This window comes from Marinobacterium sediminicola (assembly GCF_022343685.1).
Classification (GTDB): Bacteria; Pseudomonadota; Gammaproteobacteria; order Pseudomonadales; family Balneatricaceae; genus Marinobacterium; species Marinobacterium sediminicola.
Genome location: NZ_CP092123.1, coordinates 3,239,388 through 3,254,503 on the forward strand (window position 1 = coordinate 3,239,388; position 15,116 = coordinate 3,254,503).

The 15,116-nt window shown below is 55.0% G+C and carries 18 protein-coding genes; 1 reads left to right on the forward strand and 17 read right to left on the reverse strand.

All coding sequences use genetic code 11. From position 1 onward, the window contains the following. Window positions 1-479 precede the first annotated feature (479 nt). From LN244_RS14740 to LN244_RS14760, 5 genes are all read right to left on the reverse strand, one after another. Entirely contained in the window at window positions 480-1,085 is a 606-nt protein-coding gene (locus LN244_RS14740) for a Yip1 family protein (RefSeq protein ID WP_239040525.1), read from the reverse strand. Between the two features lie 103 nt (window positions 1,086-1,188). Further along, complete coding sequence (gene cyoE / locus LN244_RS14745; protein ID WP_239040526.1) at window positions 1,189-2,094, reverse strand: heme o synthase; 906 nt, start codon at window positions 2,092-2,094, stop codon at window positions 1,189-1,191. After that, window positions 2,072-3,076 carry a COX15/CtaA family protein gene (locus tag LN244_RS14750; protein WP_239040527.1) on the reverse strand — a complete coding sequence of 335 codons (1,005 nt, stop codon included), beginning with the start codon at window positions 3,074-3,076 and terminating at the stop codon, window positions 2,072-2,074. Before LN244_RS14750 ends, cyoE begins: the two co-directional genes overlap by 23 nt. Then, window positions 3,073-3,519, reverse strand: coding sequence for a thioredoxin domain-containing protein (locus tag LN244_RS14755; RefSeq protein ID WP_239040528.1), 447 nt, complete (start codon window positions 3,517-3,519; stop codon window positions 3,073-3,075). The genes LN244_RS14750 and LN244_RS14755 overlap by 4 nt, the downstream gene beginning before the upstream one ends. Then, window positions 3,509-4,246 carry an SURF1 family protein gene (locus tag LN244_RS14760; RefSeq protein WP_239040529.1) on the reverse strand — a complete coding sequence of 246 codons (738 nt, stop codon included), beginning with the start codon at window positions 4,244-4,246 and terminating at the stop codon, window positions 3,509-3,511. The genes LN244_RS14755 and LN244_RS14760 overlap by 11 nt, the downstream gene beginning before the upstream one ends. A 12-nt stretch (window positions 4,247-4,258) precedes the next feature. On the opposite strand from LN244_RS14760, the gene LN244_RS14765 reads away from it, so the two are divergent. Then, window positions 4,259-4,462 carry a DUF2909 family protein gene (locus LN244_RS14765; RefSeq protein ID WP_239040530.1) on the forward strand — a complete coding sequence of 68 codons (204 nt, stop codon included), beginning with the start codon at window positions 4,259-4,261 and terminating at the stop codon, window positions 4,460-4,462. Window positions 4,463-4,465: 3 nt separating this feature from the next. Here the strand turns inward: LN244_RS14765 and LN244_RS14770 are convergent, their stop codons facing one another. The 12 genes from LN244_RS14770 to ilvC form a co-directional block, all read right to left on the reverse strand. Further along, on the reverse strand, window positions 4,466-5,350 hold the full coding sequence (locus LN244_RS14770; protein WP_239040531.1) for a cytochrome c oxidase subunit 3: 885 nt from the start codon (window positions 5,348-5,350) through the stop codon (window positions 4,466-4,468). Then, window positions 5,347-5,910 carry a cytochrome c oxidase assembly protein gene (locus tag LN244_RS14775; protein ID WP_239040532.1) on the reverse strand — a complete coding sequence of 188 codons (564 nt, stop codon included), beginning with the start codon at window positions 5,908-5,910 and terminating at the stop codon, window positions 5,347-5,349. Before LN244_RS14775 ends, LN244_RS14770 begins: the two co-directional genes overlap by 4 nt. Beyond that, window positions 5,907-7,508, reverse strand: coding sequence for a cytochrome c oxidase subunit I (ctaD, locus tag LN244_RS14780; protein WP_239040533.1), 1,602 nt, complete (start codon window positions 7,506-7,508; stop codon window positions 5,907-5,909). The genes LN244_RS14775 and ctaD overlap by 4 nt, the downstream gene beginning before the upstream one ends. Continuing rightward, the gene (gene coxB, locus LN244_RS14785) at window positions 7,505-8,650 is read right to left on the reverse strand and encodes a cytochrome c oxidase subunit II (RefSeq protein WP_408904468.1); all 1,146 of its coding nucleotides are present in this window, start codon (window positions 8,648-8,650) and stop codon (window positions 7,505-7,507) included. The genes ctaD and coxB overlap by 4 nt, the downstream gene beginning before the upstream one ends. A 113-nt stretch (window positions 8,651-8,763) precedes the next feature. Further along, window positions 8,764-8,967 carry a DUF2970 domain-containing protein gene (locus LN244_RS14790; protein ID WP_239040535.1) on the reverse strand — a complete coding sequence of 68 codons (204 nt, stop codon included), beginning with the start codon at window positions 8,965-8,967 and terminating at the stop codon, window positions 8,764-8,766. A gap of 5 nt (window positions 8,968-8,972) precedes the next feature. Continuing rightward, the gene (locus LN244_RS14795; protein WP_239040536.1) at window positions 8,973-9,569 is read right to left on the reverse strand and encodes a protein-methionine-sulfoxide reductase heme-binding subunit MsrQ; all 597 of its coding nucleotides are present in this window, start codon (window positions 9,567-9,569) and stop codon (window positions 8,973-8,975) included. Between the two features lie 2 nt (window positions 9,570-9,571). Continuing rightward, entirely contained in the window at window positions 9,572-10,579 is a 1,008-nt protein-coding gene (msrP, locus tag LN244_RS14800; protein ID WP_239040537.1) for a protein-methionine-sulfoxide reductase catalytic subunit MsrP, read from the reverse strand. Between the two features lie 107 nt (window positions 10,580-10,686). Continuing rightward, window positions 10,687-11,469: a CDP-diacylglycerol--serine O-phosphatidyltransferase gene (pssA, locus tag LN244_RS14805; RefSeq protein WP_239040538.1), complete on the reverse strand. Its 783-nt coding sequence runs from the start codon at window positions 11,467-11,469 to the stop codon at window positions 10,687-10,689. 66 nt (window positions 11,470-11,535) lie between these two features. Then, entirely contained in the window at window positions 11,536-12,120 is a 585-nt protein-coding gene (locus tag LN244_RS14810) for a protoglobin domain-containing protein (protein WP_239040539.1), read from the reverse strand. Window positions 12,121-12,267: 147 nt separating this feature from the next. Beyond that, the gene (locus LN244_RS14815) at window positions 12,268-12,843 is read right to left on the reverse strand and encodes a protoglobin domain-containing protein (protein ID WP_239040540.1); all 576 of its coding nucleotides are present in this window, start codon (window positions 12,841-12,843) and stop codon (window positions 12,268-12,270) included. 178 nt (window positions 12,844-13,021) lie between these two features. Beyond that, the gene (locus tag LN244_RS14820; RefSeq protein ID WP_239040541.1) at window positions 13,022-13,591 is read right to left on the reverse strand and encodes a protoglobin domain-containing protein; all 570 of its coding nucleotides are present in this window, start codon (window positions 13,589-13,591) and stop codon (window positions 13,022-13,024) included. A 458-nt stretch (window positions 13,592-14,049) separates the two neighbouring features. Next, entirely contained in the window at window positions 14,050-15,075 is a 1,026-nt protein-coding gene (gene ilvC / locus LN244_RS14825) for a ketol-acid reductoisomerase (protein WP_275424724.1), read from the reverse strand. Window positions 15,076-15,116: the final 41 nt, after the last annotated feature.

Here is a 15,116-nt window from a genome sequence, read left to right on the forward strand (position 1 = left end):
CAAGGTATTACACAACGCTAAATGAATATTCAGTTAGGTTGCTTGCCTTGATTAAGCTTTGCGTGCTCAATCCTGACAAGCGCCCACACATATTACCTGATCAATTTGTTAAAGAGCGGGCTTGGCCAACCGCGCCGTAGCGCAACCTGTTGTCTCAAGCGAGGCGCATATCTTACTACGCCGATTTTCGATGTCAACCATTTTTTTCGTTTTTTGTTTCAGTGTCGTAACACTTCACAACGATCCGATTGAGATCAAGGAGGCAGATTCTACATCAGAAACCTATTCAGTTTCAAGAACTTATCTCCTTCTCACTAAAGCCGTTCAGTGTTTCGCGAACCCTGTCGTCTCAAGCGAGGAGGCGTATTCTACGCATCCCCGCCTGGGTGTCAACGCCTTTTTGTAAAAAGATTTCAAAAAGGTTAAAAACGCAAATGAGCGCCCCTCAAAGGGGGGGCGCTCACCATGCGGATCCGGTTTTATCCACCGGTGTAGCTTAGCGGCACAAATGTACCCCACAATATTACAGTTGCCGCTATCAGGCCCACCAGGACACACAAGCCCACAGTTAAAATTGAAGTCGAGAAGAAGAAGGCCCTGTCTTCAGGGATTTGCATAATCTCCGGTACACCTGTGTATAGCAGGTAAATTGTATAGGACAAGGCTATAAGTCCTACGATAACGTTGAACCACAGCATCGGGTACAGCCCGGCCAACCCTGACAGGAATAGCGGTGTTGCTGTGAAAGTTGTCAACACAAGACACTCTTCAAATGAGACATTGCCGCCATAGGTTTTTTCCATCCAGTGTACCGCCCATGCGATAAACCCCACAGCTACCCACATGGCAACATAGAAGGCGATGGCTGCTGGTAAGGCACTGCTGACACTGAGCTTGACGAACTCGGTACCACCAATGCTCCAGCCAACCTGAGTCGTCCCGATGAACAGCGATACTGCAGGAATCGCTGCCAGGATACTGATTTGGGCAAGGAATACATGTACGGCTGAGTAGTGCTCCTTACGTATTGAGCGCCACTCCTGTTTGGGATGGTAGAAAACCCCCATCATATGCTGCAGGAACATAGGTCTATCCTCCTTGCAGTCCGGGTATGGCCCCGGGCCACATCAATTTTTATTTTCGATAGTGCCCGCTTCCGTTCGTTGGTTGCTTTATTTTCCCGAAGGGTTATACGAAGAGATGCCCGTAATGGTCTATCAGAAGTATGGCAAACAGCCACATGATGTACACAATGCTGTAACGAAACATTTTCATCGGTACAGCCACTTCTGTTGAATGATTTAACTTAAGCGCCCAATAAAGCAGGCGCAGGTTAATCAACGTTACCCCTGACAGATAAAACCAGCCGTTCATTCCCGTTACAAACGGCAGCAGCGTCGCAATCAATGTCAGCAGTGTATAGAGCAGAATTTGTACTTGTGTGTAGTGCACGCCATGCGTGTTGGGCAACATCGGCACACCAGCCCGAGCATAATCATCACGTCGTGCTATGCAGAGCGCCCAGAAATGCGGCGGCGTCCAGGTGAAAATAATCAGCATCAGGAGCAGGCCCTGATAGTCAACACTGCCAGTAACAGCTGTCCAGCCCAGCAATGGTGGAGCAGCTCCTGCAACACCCCCTATAACGATATTCTGGGGAGTCGCCCGTTTCAGAATCGCCGTATATATGACGGCATATCCGATCAGCGAGGCTAGCGTCAGCCAGGCGGTGACACTATTAACGGTCAATTCCAACAGTGCGATCCCCGATATGCCCAATATGGCGGCAAATATCAGAGCGCTTCTGGGGCTGAGCCGCCCCTGAGGCAAAGGGCGTCTGGCTGTTCGTGCCATGTGACAGTCAATGTTGAAGTCCAGCACATGATTGATCGCAGCGGCCGATGACGCCGCCAGCCCTACCCCCAAACAGGTCAGCGCCAGCAAGACAGGATCGGGAGCTGAGGGAGAGGCAAGGCAGAAACCGACTACCAGTGTCAACAGCATCACGGCCACTACCCTCAACTTGCACAACGCCAGATAGTCTCGCCATGAGGTTGAACCAGCTTGATGTTCAGTGAGCGACAAGGTAGCCATGGTTTATCTCCTGTTCTGCAACACGTGCGCGAGAGTTCAAGTGCATCAGCATTAACAGCAGTGCAACGGCACCAGCATGATGGGCAACCGCCAACCCGAGCGGGAGCAACCAGATGACATTGGCGACCCCCAGCCCGGCTTGAGTCAATAGCAATATCCAGTACCCGCATAGTGGCCGCCTTAACCCTGAACGACACCAAAGCTTTGCTGTCCCCAGCAATGAAACGACAAACAGCATCAGGGCTCCCAGCCTGTGTGTGACCTGTATAGCTGCCCGCGCCTCTGCCGGCAGCAAACCACCTTCGTAATTGGGGCCTACACTCATCACCGGGTTCAGCCCGGCCACAAAATCGTAATCGACCACTTGATCCCTGTGGCAGTAAAACCAATCACTGCATGCCCATCCTGCATAGTTGGTGCTGGTCCATCCCCCCAGCGCTAACTGCACAAATAAGGCCATCAACATCAATCGCACCCAGGGACTTGCGGATGTATGCGACTCCTTTTGCACCATTCTCATCAGCCTCTGGCGTAGAAGGATCAACAACGTCAGCGTCGCCAGCCCCCCCAAAAGATGCAGGGTTACCACCGCTGGCAGCAATCTCAGTGTTACTGTCCACATGCCGAATATGCCCTGAGCAACCACCAGCAATAACAGTCCATATGACAACGCCACGGGGTAACCATGACGATGACGCTGTCGATACGCCATCACTGACATCAGCAGGATCAATACCCCCAATGTGCCAGCCGCATACCTGTGGACCATTTCAATCCATCCCTTGCGCAGATCAATGACTACACCGGGATGTCTTTCAGACAACTCGGAATGATCATCGGGAAGAATCCAGGTGCCATAGCAACCTGGCCAGTCGGGACAACCCAAACCGGCATCATTGAGACGTGTCCAGCCTCCCAGTAACACCACGACCAGAGCTAGCCCAATAGCCAGAGTCGCCAGACGCAGAGACCATCTCATCATCCCAACCTCGATGCCTTGAGCAGACGCCTCATATCAGTCAGTAGCGCGTCCCCCTCGAAACTCAAGGGATGTTTGAGCACCAGATTGCCCAAGGGATCTACCACCCAAATGCCAGGATTCAAATTTCCAGACAATTTAGCGTCAACTCGCACGCGATCCGCCTCCCGTCCCAGCGCATCATGCACCCGCTTCAACGCCTCAAGTCGATCGTTGCATCCATCAGGGCAGCTCGATTCATGAACCAGCACCAGTGACCAGTGCCCTGTATGCCTGTCGAGCTCACCGCCCCATTGGTCAATCGTGCGAACAGGCTGGACCAGCTCCCCATGATTAACCCCTCTGTCTGGGATGCCAACTCCACTCACCCAAGCCAGCATGGCCAGTATCACGGGTACCAGCCCCACCCCCCAGATCAGCCAGAAAACCCTGCGGTTACTGTTCATGAGAGACCTCCCGTCGTTCCCGGCGTCCGACCCATACCAGCCAGATCGCCAGCGCCAGCGCCAGCCCGAACCATTGCACGGCATATCCGATATGACGTTGCGGCTCTACCCCTGTATAGATGTTTTCTCTTGGCATAATCATCTCGCTCACCGCCGTCTTCAGGTGCAGAACCAAAGGTTCGACCGGCACCGCAAGCGCTTCCCTAATCTGCTGGAGATCCATGGACTGCATGCGCCTAGGCCAGCCGGCTTCCATCTGGCTGGCAGCCAGGGTTACCGACTCAAACGGCCTCGATAGCACCCCTTCCACCATCCTCCAGCCGGGGACCAACTGAACATCAGGCAGTTGATCCCGGCGTGGTGGCGCCGCAATCCAGCCCAGACTTCCAAGCCACCAATTCCCCTCATCGACGCGGACCGGAACGACCACTTCATACCCCACGCGGCCCCGCCAGGTTCTGTTATCCAGAAGAAACACCTTTATCGGTACCAGCTCAATTTCAAATCGCACCGGAACCCAGTCGTAATGCTCTAACCGCTCCAGCGCACCGGTGACCGTCGTTGCCGGTGCATCTTGCAACTGTTGCAGCCAGGTCTCTTTCTGGTCAGCACGCTGAAGCTGCCATGCCCCTAGTGATGACAGCAGAGGGACACCCAACAACCAGAGCAACAACCGCACACGTTTGAATCGACGCCGGCTATCCGCTTTACTGGAGGTATTCGCCAAGGAGGTACTCCCATGTTTCGTCTGCTGATTCTGGTCCTGTTCATCGCCATCGTTGTTGCCCTGTTCAGCAGCCTCTGGTCACTGCTCAGGAGTCCATCATCCGATGGCACCACCGCCAATCGCCTCCTTTGGCGGGTCATTCTCAGCGCATTGCTGATTCTGGCTCTGATCTATGGTTTCAATACCGGACAGTTGCACCCTCACGCTCCCTGGTAAGGCTCAAAGCACATAAACAAACAGGAACAAACCGATCCAGACCACGTCCACGAAGTGCCAGTACCAGGCAACCGCCTCGAAACCGAAGTGCTGGCGTGGACTGAAATGCCCCACGACAATGCGACCTAGAATGATGATCAGCATCAGCGTACCCAAGGTCACATGCAGGCCATGAAAACCTGTCAAAATGAAGAACGTGGCACCGTAGATGCCCGATTGCAGGGTCAACCCCAATTCATGATAGGCCTCGACATATTCGTAGGCCTGAAAACCGAGGAACACCAGACCCAGCACAATGGTCAGAAATAACCAGCGCCTGACCTGCATGCGCTCGTTTTTCAGCAAGGCTTTATGCGCCAGCGTAAGGGTGAAACTTGACGTAACCAACAGGCAGGTATTGAGCAGCGGAATATGCCAGGGACTGATCACTTCACGAGGGCCGGGAAATTGCTCGGCATCCGGAGGATTGAACAACGGCCACTGGGCCGTGAATTCCGGCCAGAGCATCTGACTGACTCCCTTGTCACCTTCTCCTCCCAACCAGGGCAACGCCAGAGTGCGAACATAGAAAAGTGCACCGAAGAAGGCGGCAAAGAACATCACTTCAGAGAAGATGAACCAGCTCATCCCCCATCGGAAAGAACGATCCATCTGTGGTGAATAAAGCCCGTCCCGACTTTCATGGATGACATTGCCAAACCAGCCCACCAGTATCAGCCCCATCATCAAAGCTCCCGCGAGCAGCAGCACCAGCCCCAGACCGCCTCCCCGGTCCGCATTCATCGCGTTCAACAGGGTTCCCGCCCCGTAAGCCAGCAGAAAAAGGGCTATCGACGCCAGAATCGGCCAGCGGCTTTGTTCAGGTACATAGTAGGTTGAGCTGCTCATAGCGATTGCTCCTTCTCGGCCATCGCCGCTGTCGATACTTCCGGTGATATATCAAACAGGGTGTAGGACAGAGTCAGCGAGCGGATATGCTCGGGTAATTTCTTGTCGATGACGAACAGCAGCGGCATCTCGATCGACTCGCCGGCCAGAAGGGCCTGCTGCTCGAAACAGAAGCAGTTCACCTTGTGAAGGTATTGAGCCGCTTCTGCCGGTGCCACCGAAGGTATGGCCTGAGCCACCATTCGCCGACCGGTCGGGTTGGCGGCACGAAAGGAAGTCTGCTTCATTTCTCCGGGATGTGTCTCTATGACGTTATCGGTCGGATCAAAGGTCCAGGGCATCCCTTCGTTGTGGACAGCAATTAGCCTGACCTTCACCTGACGGGATCGATCAGGCCCATCGACCACAACGGGCCCGGTGTTAGTGATCTTCCCGTTAAGCCCGGTGACCTCACAGAAAACATCGTAGAGCGGTACCAGCGCGAAGCCGAAACCGAACATCAACACGGCTCCCAGCACCAGCCGCCTGACCAACCGCCGATTATCGGCGTGAATGCTCATCGCGGCGTCTCCGGCAATTTCGGTGGCGTGGCAAAAGTATGGTACGGGGCCGGCGAGGCCACCTCCCACTCAAGCCCTTCGGCACCCTCCCAGGCACGAGCCTCTGCCCTGCGACCACCCCGCACGCAGGCAATCACGTTCCACAGGAAAATCAGCTGCGATAGCCCGAAGATAAAGGCACCGATAGACGCCACCATATTGAAGTCCGCAAACTGCAATGCGTAGTCCGGTATGCGTCGCGGCATACCGGCCAGACCGATGAAGTGCATCGGGAAGAAAGTGATGTTGACGCCAATGAAACTGATCCAGAAATGCAGTTTGCCCATGGTTTCATTGAGCATGTGTCCGGTCCACTTCGGCAGCCAGTAATACACGCCCGCCATGATTGCAAACACCGCACCGGGCACCAGCACGTAGTGGAAATGCGCGACCACGAAGTAGGTGTCGTGATACTGGAAGTCCACTGGCGCGATCGCCAGCATCAACCCGGAAAAGCCACCGATGGTGAACAGCACGACGAACGCAAGCGCAAACAGCATCGGCGTTTCGAAGGTCATGGAACCTCGGAACATGGTCGCCACCCAATTGAACACCTTTACCCCGGTGGGAACCGCGATCAACATGGTGGCGAACATGAAAAACAGCTCACCCACCAGCGGCAGACCCACAGTGAACATGTGGTGCGCCCATACCAGAAACGACAGAATGGCGATCGAAGCCGTGGCATACACCATCGAGGCATAACCAAACAGCGGTTTGCGGGCAAAGGTGGGGATGATATGACTGATGATGCCGAAGGCCGGCAGGATCATGATGTAGACTTCGGGATGCCCGAAAAACCAGAACACATGTTGAAACAGTACCGGATCTCCACCGCCGGCAGCATTAAAGAAACTGGTGCCGAAGTGGATATCCATCAGCATCATGGTGACGACACCGGCCAATACCGGCATGACTGCGATCAGCAGGAAAGCTGTAATTAACCAGGTCCAGCAGAACAGCGGCAGCTTCATCATCGTCATGCCCGGCGTGCGCATGTTGAGAATGGTGGCGATGATATTGATTGCCCCCATGATCGAGCTGATTCCCATCATGTGCACGGCAAAGATGAAGTAGGTCACACTGGGAGGCGCATAGGTCGTGGACAGGGGCGCATAAAAGGTCCAGCCAAAGTTGGGAGCACCGCCATCCATGAACAGGGTAGATACCAGCATGGCAAAGGCGAACGGCAGAATCCAGAAACTCCAGTTGTTCATCCTTGGCAGAGCCATGTCCGGGGCGCCGATCATCATGGGAACCATCCAGTTGGCCAGTCCCACAAAGGCCGGCATCACCGCACCGAACACCATAATCAGGCCATGCATGGTCGTCATCTGGTTAAAGAAGCCCGGCTCAACCAGTTGCAGTCCCGGCTGAAACAGCTCAGCCCGGATCAGCAACGCCATGCAGCCACCGATGAAGAACATCAGCAGGCTGAACCACAGGTACATGGAGCCGATATCCTTGTGGTTGGTTGTAAACAGCCATCGCCCTATTCCCTTGGCCGGGCCATGATGTGCATGTTCATGAGACTCCAGGGTCGTTTCCAGCGTACTCATTGCTCAGCCTCCCCTGTTGACGGCTCCAGCAGGCGCGCAATCTGCACGGGGGACACCGCCTCGCCAAGACTGTTGCCCCAGGCGTTGCGTTCGTAGGTGATCACGGCTGCCAGCTCGGTAGCGCTGAGCTGATCGCGGAACGCCTGCATCGCTGTACCGCTCTTGCCGTTGAGAACAATATCGATATGCCCGGCCACATCCCCCAAGGCTATCGGACTCCCCTTCAATGCCGGGAAGGCACCGGGCACCCCTTCACCGTTGGGCAAGTGGCAGGCCGCACAGGCACGCAGGTACACCTGCTCGCCCTGTTGCATCAACTCATCCAGCGTCCAGGTACGCTCGGCCGCCGCGGCTGCACTCTGCTTTTCCGCCCGCGCATCCGCCAGCCACTGCTGAAAATCATCCTGGCTGACGGCTTCGATCACCACGGGCATAAAGCCATGGTCCTTGCCGCAGAGTTCGGCACACTGACCTCGGTAGATACCCGGCTCGTCAATGACGGTCCAGGCTTCATTAATGAACCCCGGAATGGCGTCTTTCTTGACCGCCAGTGCCGGCACCCACCAGCTGTGGATAACGTCATTGGATGTCAGCAGAAAGCGTATTTTGGTTGCCACCGGAACCACCAGATGACGATCAACCTCAAGCAGATAGTGTTCCTGCTTGTCGGCCTCGTTCGTGATCTGCTCGCGCGGTGTGGAAAGATTGCTGAAGAAGTTCAGGTCGTGGTCAAGGTAATCGTATCGCCACTTCCATTGATAACCAGTGACCTGTATGTCGAGCTCCGCTTCCGAAGAGTCATACATCTGCACCAGCGTAGCGGTAGCCGGGACCGCCATGGCCACCAGAATAGCCAGAGGAATGATCGTCCAGATCACTTCGACCAGCGTATTCTCGTGAAAGTTGTGTGCCTTGGCACCACGTGACTTGCGGTGGTGGAAGATCGACCAGAACATGACGCCAAATACCACAAGGGCAATGGCTACGCAGATCCAGAAGATCGTCATGTGCAGATCGAAAACCGAACGGCTGACATCCGTGACACCAGGTGTCAGATTGACCTCCCAGGCCGCCGCAGCGGTTGCCGAGTACAGCGTCAATCCAAGCCCCGAGCCGATGGTTGTTATTATTGTCCTTACCATCATTCAGGCCTCCCCGTCTTGACCCAGAGGGAGGCTCATCGTGCTCCCTCACAGGTGATCCGGTTAACTCGAGTATAGCAGGCCGTCTGAAAGCGCAAGTTCAGAGCGCAGATTCAGGCTCCACCCAGAATCAGCGCCCAGCGCACCAGCAAAATGATGGAAATGACGAACAGGGCTGCCATCAGCAGCCCGATCAGAATGAAGTGTACGGGCCGGCCGTTCCGAAAATCCCGTTCCCGATTGTGCTCGGACTGCACGCCAAAGAAACTGGACAGCACACTGAGCAGTGTCTGCCAGAGGGTTGGTTTGTCGGACATGATGCTCACCTCCCCTTGAGGTATAGGCGATATCCGAGCAAAAAGGCCAGTATGAGGGTATAGATCAACACTTCCAGATAGCCGGCACGAATCAGCCAGGCAAAGTGCAACAGCACCAGCAGCGCAATCGGATAGATCAGCCAGTGCAGCGTTTTCCAGCGCTTGCCCAGCCGCCGCTGCCAGCCCTGAGTCGAGGTTATGCCCAGTGGCAACAACAGGACCCACGCGGTAAACCCGACGATGATATAGGGTCTCTCGGTCAGCTCCCTCAGCAACAGGTCCGGACGCCAACCGAGGATAAATGTGGCCACCGCCAGCAGATGCAGAGAGGCATAGAACAGCGCGTACAATCCGAGCATACGCCTGTAGCGTTGCAACCACCCCATGCCGAACAGACGACGTAGCGGCGTTACCGCCAGGGTTACCCACAGGTAGCGCAGGGCCCAGATCCCGAGAAACGTAACAATCACCTGGGCCGGATCGGCTCCCAGCTTCTGCTGCACAGCCTGCAGGGTAATCCACCCCAACGGCAGCAGACTGCCGACGAAAAACAGCGACCAGATCAGCCATCGGCCGACCGGGTGACGGTGTACAGCGGTCATGCTCAATACCATTTGTTCAAGTCCATACCACTGTAAAGATGGGCGACCTGCTCGGAATAGCCGTTGAACGGTTGGGTATCGATGATATTGGGACTGAACAGTGAAGACGGTAAACGCCGCTCCGTAGACTGACTCCAACGAGGGTGATCCACAGCCGGATTCACATTGGCGTAGAAACCGTACTCCTGAGGTGCCGTGCGATTCCAGCTGGTCGGCGGCATCTGTTCAGCGAGATGGATACGCACGATCGACTTGATACTCTTGAAACCATACTTCCACGGCACTACCAGCCGCAGAGGCGCACCGTTCTGAGAGGGCAGCGCACTGCCGTACACTCCAACGGCAAGGATCGTCAGTGGATGCATCGCCTCGTCCATTCGCAACCCTTCCACGTAGGGCCAGTCGATGGTACCGAAGCGGGAACGCTGCCCCGGCATCTGTTCAGGATCATGCAGGGTGGTAAACGCCACGTAACGCGAACTGCCGGTCGGTTCGAATCGTTTAAGCAGCGAGGCCAGCGGGAAGCCCACCCATGGAATCACCATTGACCAGGCTTCGACGCAACGCAGGCGGTAGATTCGTTCCTCCAGATCAACCCCCTTGAGCAGGTCCTCAAGATGATAGCGGCCTGGCTTATGAACTGCGCCGCTGACCTCAACGCTCCAGGGATCAGTTCGCAACCCCTGAGCATAGGCTTTCGGATCAGACTTGCCCAAGCCGAATTCGTAGAAGTTGTTGTAGCTGGTCACATGCTCGAAGGGCGTAAGCTTCTCTGCCGTGGAAAATTCCGTCGAGGCGGTCGCAGCCTCAAGCTTCTTTTGCAGCCATTCAGGTCCTGTTGCACGCAGGCCTTCATCCTCCCGCGCACTGCCGGACAGTGCCGCTGCAGGCCCACTCATCAACAGCGCACTCCCTGCAGCAAGTCCCTTAATGAATTGACGACGCTGTCGGTAGATCGACTCTGGCGTAATCTCTGAAGGGGCGATATCGGGGGCTTTGCGAATCAACATGGGAAACTCCTGTCATACTACGCACTGTTAGACAAAGCATACGAAGCCGGTTCCCTTTTTGCCCACACAGGCAATAAAAAAGCAGGCCGGAGCCTGCTTTTTTATATTTATGCGCGTTGACGAGAACGCCGCCAGACCCACAGCAGGGGCCCTGAAAGGCTGTAGCAGAGGAACAGTGCCCATAGGGATACCGAGGTACTGATCGAGATAATCCCGAGACAAAGCACGATAACCGCCAGAATCCAGAACGGCACCTTGCCGCGAAAGTCCACATCCTTGAAGCTGTAGTACAGGGTATTACTGACCATCAGCACCCCGGCCAAGGCCACGAACAGCGCAATCGGGTACTCCCAGCCAGCCACATCGACACTGTACTCGCTGCATACCCACACCAGACCGGCCACAGTAGCAGCGGCCGCCGGACTGGGCAGGCCGATAAAGTAGCGTTTGTCGACGGATCCGATCTGGGTATTGAAACGGGCCAGCCGCAGCGCCCCGCCGGCGGCGTAAATGAAGGCAGCAAAAAAGCCCAGCTTGCCGATATCGCCCAGCGCCCAGTTATAGGCCACCAGCGCCGGCGCAACACCAAAGGAAACCATGTCCGAGAGAGAGTCATACTCGGCCCCGAACTGGCTCTGGGTATTGGTCATGCGCGCGACACGCCCATCAAGCCCGTCCAGCAGCATGGCCACAAAAATGGCGATGGCCGCCGACTCGAACTGGCCGTTCATACCAGCCACGATGGCATAAAAGCCTGAAAACAGCGCACCGGTCGTAAACAGGTTTGGCAACAAGTACACACCACGACGACGATGTGGACTGGAGGCCGAGGCTGCCTGCTCCGCCCCTTTTTCGGGCTCTGTTACCGGTTCCTGTGGCTGATCATTCATGATGTAACCTCTGTCAAAACGCTGAATCTGCATTCTACTCGACAGTGGCTCTCAAGCCCAATGTCATCAGGCTGCAGCACTGCCCTCATCATCCTTGTAGGCCGCGGCAAGATTGTTGAACAAGGCACGACTGATACCGGTAATCGCCATGAACTTGTCCAGTTCCTGCGCCAGCAAAGAACTCTGATAGGACTCCTGCATGATGATCAGGCAAAACCCGGTTACCCCGTTGACCGCCTTGACCATGCGCCCAAGCAGTTCGACATCACCGGCATAGACTTGCGTCAGGATAGGGATCAGATGTTTCTTGATCAGCAAAGTGCCACTGGACATGAATTCAACCGGCAACTTGACCTTCACATGCACCTCACCCACCTTGTGCATCCGCGCAGCAAAATCGGCGTCATAAGGTCCGCTGAATACGGTCTCGAGCCAGGCTATGTGGGTGGCTTTGAGCGCATCCAGTCGCCCCTCAAGGAACGGGGCCGTTGCCGGAATCTGCTGCAGGTCCTGATAAAACCGCTCGGTCACGTCCGCCAGATAGGGTTTCAGTTTGGCACCTTCGGCGATAAGTACCTGTTCGTCTTCTGCATCAAACCCTGAGCATGCCTTGCCACGCTCACACAGAGCCGCGAAGTTGATCTGACTCATATGAGTACATCCTTGAAAAATAAGGTTGAAATGGAACCGTAACGAGCGGCGATTAAAAGCCCGCCATTCTCGCACGGTTATTCCAAATATCAAGGATGTACGTCCAGGCCCACTGGAGTATTTGCAGCTGAACCTGGTGCCGAGGAGCTATTGGTTAGACGAACTGCCGTTCTTTTCACGGTAGGCGGCCGCCAGATTGGCGTAGAGCGCTTCACTAATGCCGGTCACATCCATGAAACGAGCCAGCTCGTGTTCTCGGTATGACACCTGCATGATAATCAGACAGTAGGTCGTGACTGCGTTGACTGCTTTCATCAGACTGCTTAGCCGATCGAGGTCCGCGCCGCAGACTTCGGTCAACACAGGAATAAGGTGCTTGCCGATCAGACCGATGCCGCTGGCCATGAATCGTTCCGGCAGGCGCACCTGCACATGCACTACACCGACATGGTGCATGTAGGCAGCAAAATCCTCATCATAAGGCCCTGAGAAAATGCGCTCCAGCCATCGCCGGTGGGTGCTTTTGAGTGCCTCCAGCCGCCCCTCCAGAAAGGGCTGGGCTTCCTCGATACGCCCCAGTTCCTGATAGAAGGCATCGGTAACACGGTCCAGCTCCCCGGTCAGCAGAGCATGCGCCTGCATCAGCACCTGTTCATCTTCGGGTTCAAATCCTGAAAACTGCTTGGCCTGATGATTGAGCTGAGAAAAGTCGATCTGTCGCATTGATATAATCGTCCTTGCGGCCAGGTACATGCTGTCGCATGCACCACTCCGTTGCGAAAATGGGTGTAATCGAATGTGTTACGAATCGGTACAACTGTCAAGAGGCGCCTCCTCCCGACAGTCGGCGGCAGGAGGCTGGAAGATGAAAGCGGCGGGCTAAACTCGATTCAAAACGTTATCAGGCGGCGCGTTCGCGGGAATTACGATAGGCCGCCGCCAGATTGTTATACAGAACCCGGCTGATGCCGGTCACTTCCATGAAGCGTTCAAGCTCATGACCTCGATAGGACTCCAGCATGATCAACAGGCAGAAACTGGTCGCTGCATTGAGCGCCTTGAGCAAGGGGCCAACCATTTCCGGTTCATCCTTGTAGATCTGAGGCAGCAATGGAATCAGGTGCTTGTTAATCAGACCAATGCCACTGGTCATGAACTTCTCCGGCAGTTTCACCTGCACATGAACCACACCGACCTGATGCATGTAAGCCGCAAACTCGGCGTCATAGGGACCATGGAATATCTTGGAAAGCCAAGCGGTGTGCGTCGTTTTCAGCGCATCGATACGGCCCTCAAGGAACGGCAACGCCTCAGGAATGGTTTGCAACTCAGTGTAAAACGCATCGGTGATCGTTTTCAGGTGGGGCTCAAGGCGGGAAGCTTCCTGGGCCAGGATAGCGGCATCTTCAGGTTCAAATCCGGAATAGGCTTTCGCCTGCTCACACAGAGCAGAAAAATCGATAGTAGACATAATGAACGCTTCCTTGACTGATGATAGCGAGTGCTGCATCCGGTCACCGCACAAGTCCGTGCTCACACTATCATCATGTTATTTTTATTAGTGGCAATCATTGATAGCACGGGACCAGCAGAGTTCAAGCACTCAGAATCCAATTTACGACCTGGATCAATTAAAGGTGATCTCGGCGTCATACTTTGGAAGGAGAGACCGGAAATCAACGGCAACCGGTCATCACCATTGCTTTGCAGCGACCGTGCCAAATCCATGCAATCCTTACGCCTATTCAAGGTAGCACAGCTTTTGCTTAGTTCTGGTAACAGTTTTATGACAGGAGATGATCAACAGTGGTGCCATCCTGCACCATATTAATGCAGGCAAGATTTGAGCAGGGAGAATAACGAGGGAAACCCTATAACGAAAACTGCCGGGCATGAGCCCGGCAGTGGAGAAAGGATGCGTTCAGTGCATCAGTTCTTTTCTTTGTCGACCAGCTTGTTGGCTGCGATCCACGGCATCATCGCACGCAGTTTCTCACCGGTCTGCTCGATCGGGTGAGCGGCATTGTTACGACGACGTGCAGTCATGGACGGATAGTTGGTCTGACCTTCCGCGATGAACATCTTGGCGTATTCGCCATCCTGGATGCGCTTCAGTGCATTGCGCATTGCTGCACGGGACTGTTCATTGATCACCTCCGGACCGGTTACGTACTCACCGTACTCGGCATTGTTGGAGATGGAGTAGTTCATGTTGGCGATACCGCCTTCGTACATCAGGTCTACGATCAGTTTCAGTTCGTGCAGACACTCGAAGTACGCCATTTCAGGAGCATAGCCAGCTTCAACCAGAGTTTCGAAGCCCATTTTAACCAGCTCAACCGCACCACCACAGAGAACAGCCTGTTCACCGAACAGGTCGGTTTCAGTCTCGTCCTTGAAAGTGGTTTCGATGATACCTGAACGGCCACCACCAACACCCATGGCGTAAGACAGGGCCACTTCTTTGGCAGTGCCGGAAACGTCACGGAAGATCGCGATCAGGTCGGGGATACCACCGCCCTTGACGAATTCGTTACGTACAGTGTGGCCAGGAGCCTTCGGCGCGATCATGATCACGTCCAGGTCGGCACGCGGCTCAACCTGGTTGTAGTGAACGGAGAAACCATGAGCGAATGCCAGGGTAGCGCCCTGCTTGATGTTCGGCTCGATCTCTTCCTTGTACAGCTGGCCCTGGAATTCGTCCGGAGTCAGGATCATCACCAGATCAGCAGAAGCAACAGCGTCAGCCACGTCAGCGACTTTCAGACCGTGAGCTTCAGCCTTGGCACGGGAAGAAGAGCCGGCACGCAGACCAACGGTCACGTCAACACCGGAGTCTTTCAGGTTGCATGCATGCGCGTGGCCCTGAGAACCGTAACCGATGATGGATACTTTCTTGCCCTGGATGATGGAGAGATCACAGTCTTTATCGTAATAAACCTGCATGGTTCTGATCCTTTGACTTGAAGATTGGGATTCGTGTGCGTCTAGCCGCA

Coding starts and splice junctions, on each gene's coding strand:
- LN244_RS14740 (WP_239040525.1), bottom strand. CDS start 1,085: ATGTTCCTGCAGCATATGATGGGGGTTTTCTACCATCCCAAACAGGAG.
- cyoE (WP_239040526.1), bottom strand. CDS start 2,094: ATGGCTACCTTGTCGCTCACTGAACATCAAGCTGGTTCAACCTCATGG.
- LN244_RS14750 (WP_239040527.1), bottom strand. CDS start 3,076: ATGATGAGATGGTCTCTGCGTCTGGCGACTCTGGCTATTGGGCTAGCT.
- LN244_RS14755 (WP_239040528.1), bottom strand. CDS start 3,519: ATGAACAGTAACCGCAGGGTTTTCTGGCTGATCTGGGGGGTGGGGCTG.
- LN244_RS14765 (WP_239040530.1), top strand. CDS start 4,259: ATGTTTCGTCTGCTGATTCTGGTCCTGTTCATCGCCATCGTTGTTGCC.
- LN244_RS14770 (WP_239040531.1), bottom strand. CDS start 5,350: ATGAGCAGCTCAACCTACTATGTACCTGAACAAAGCCGCTGGCCGATT.
- LN244_RS14775 (WP_239040532.1), bottom strand. CDS start 5,910: ATGAGCATTCACGCCGATAATCGGCGGTTGGTCAGGCGGCTGGTGCTG.
- ctaD (WP_239040533.1), bottom strand. CDS start 7,508: ATGAGTACGCTGGAAACGACCCTGGAGTCTCATGAACATGCACATCAT.
- coxB (WP_408904468.1), bottom strand. CDS start 8,650: ATGGTAAGGACAATAATAACAACCATCGGCTCGGGGCTTGGATTGACG.
- LN244_RS14790 (WP_239040535.1), bottom strand. CDS start 8,967: ATGTCCGACAAACCAACCCTCTGGCAGACACTGCTCAGTGTGCTGTCC.
- LN244_RS14795 (WP_239040536.1), bottom strand. CDS start 9,569: ATGACCGCTGTACACCGTCACCCGGTCGGCCGATGGCTGATCTGGTCG.
- msrP (WP_239040537.1), bottom strand. CDS start 10,579: ATGTTGATTCGCAAAGCCCCCGATATCGCCCCTTCAGAGATTACGCCA.
- pssA (WP_239040538.1), bottom strand. CDS start 11,469: ATGAATGATCAGCCACAGGAACCGGTAACAGAGCCCGAAAAAGGGGCG.
- LN244_RS14810 (WP_239040539.1), bottom strand. CDS start 12,120: ATGAGTCAGATCAACTTCGCGGCTCTGTGTGAGCGTGGCAAGGCATGC.
- LN244_RS14815 (WP_239040540.1), bottom strand. CDS start 12,843: ATGCGACAGATCGACTTTTCTCAGCTCAATCATCAGGCCAAGCAGTTT.
- LN244_RS14820 (WP_239040541.1), bottom strand. CDS start 13,591: ATGTCTACTATCGATTTTTCTGCTCTGTGTGAGCAGGCGAAAGCCTAT.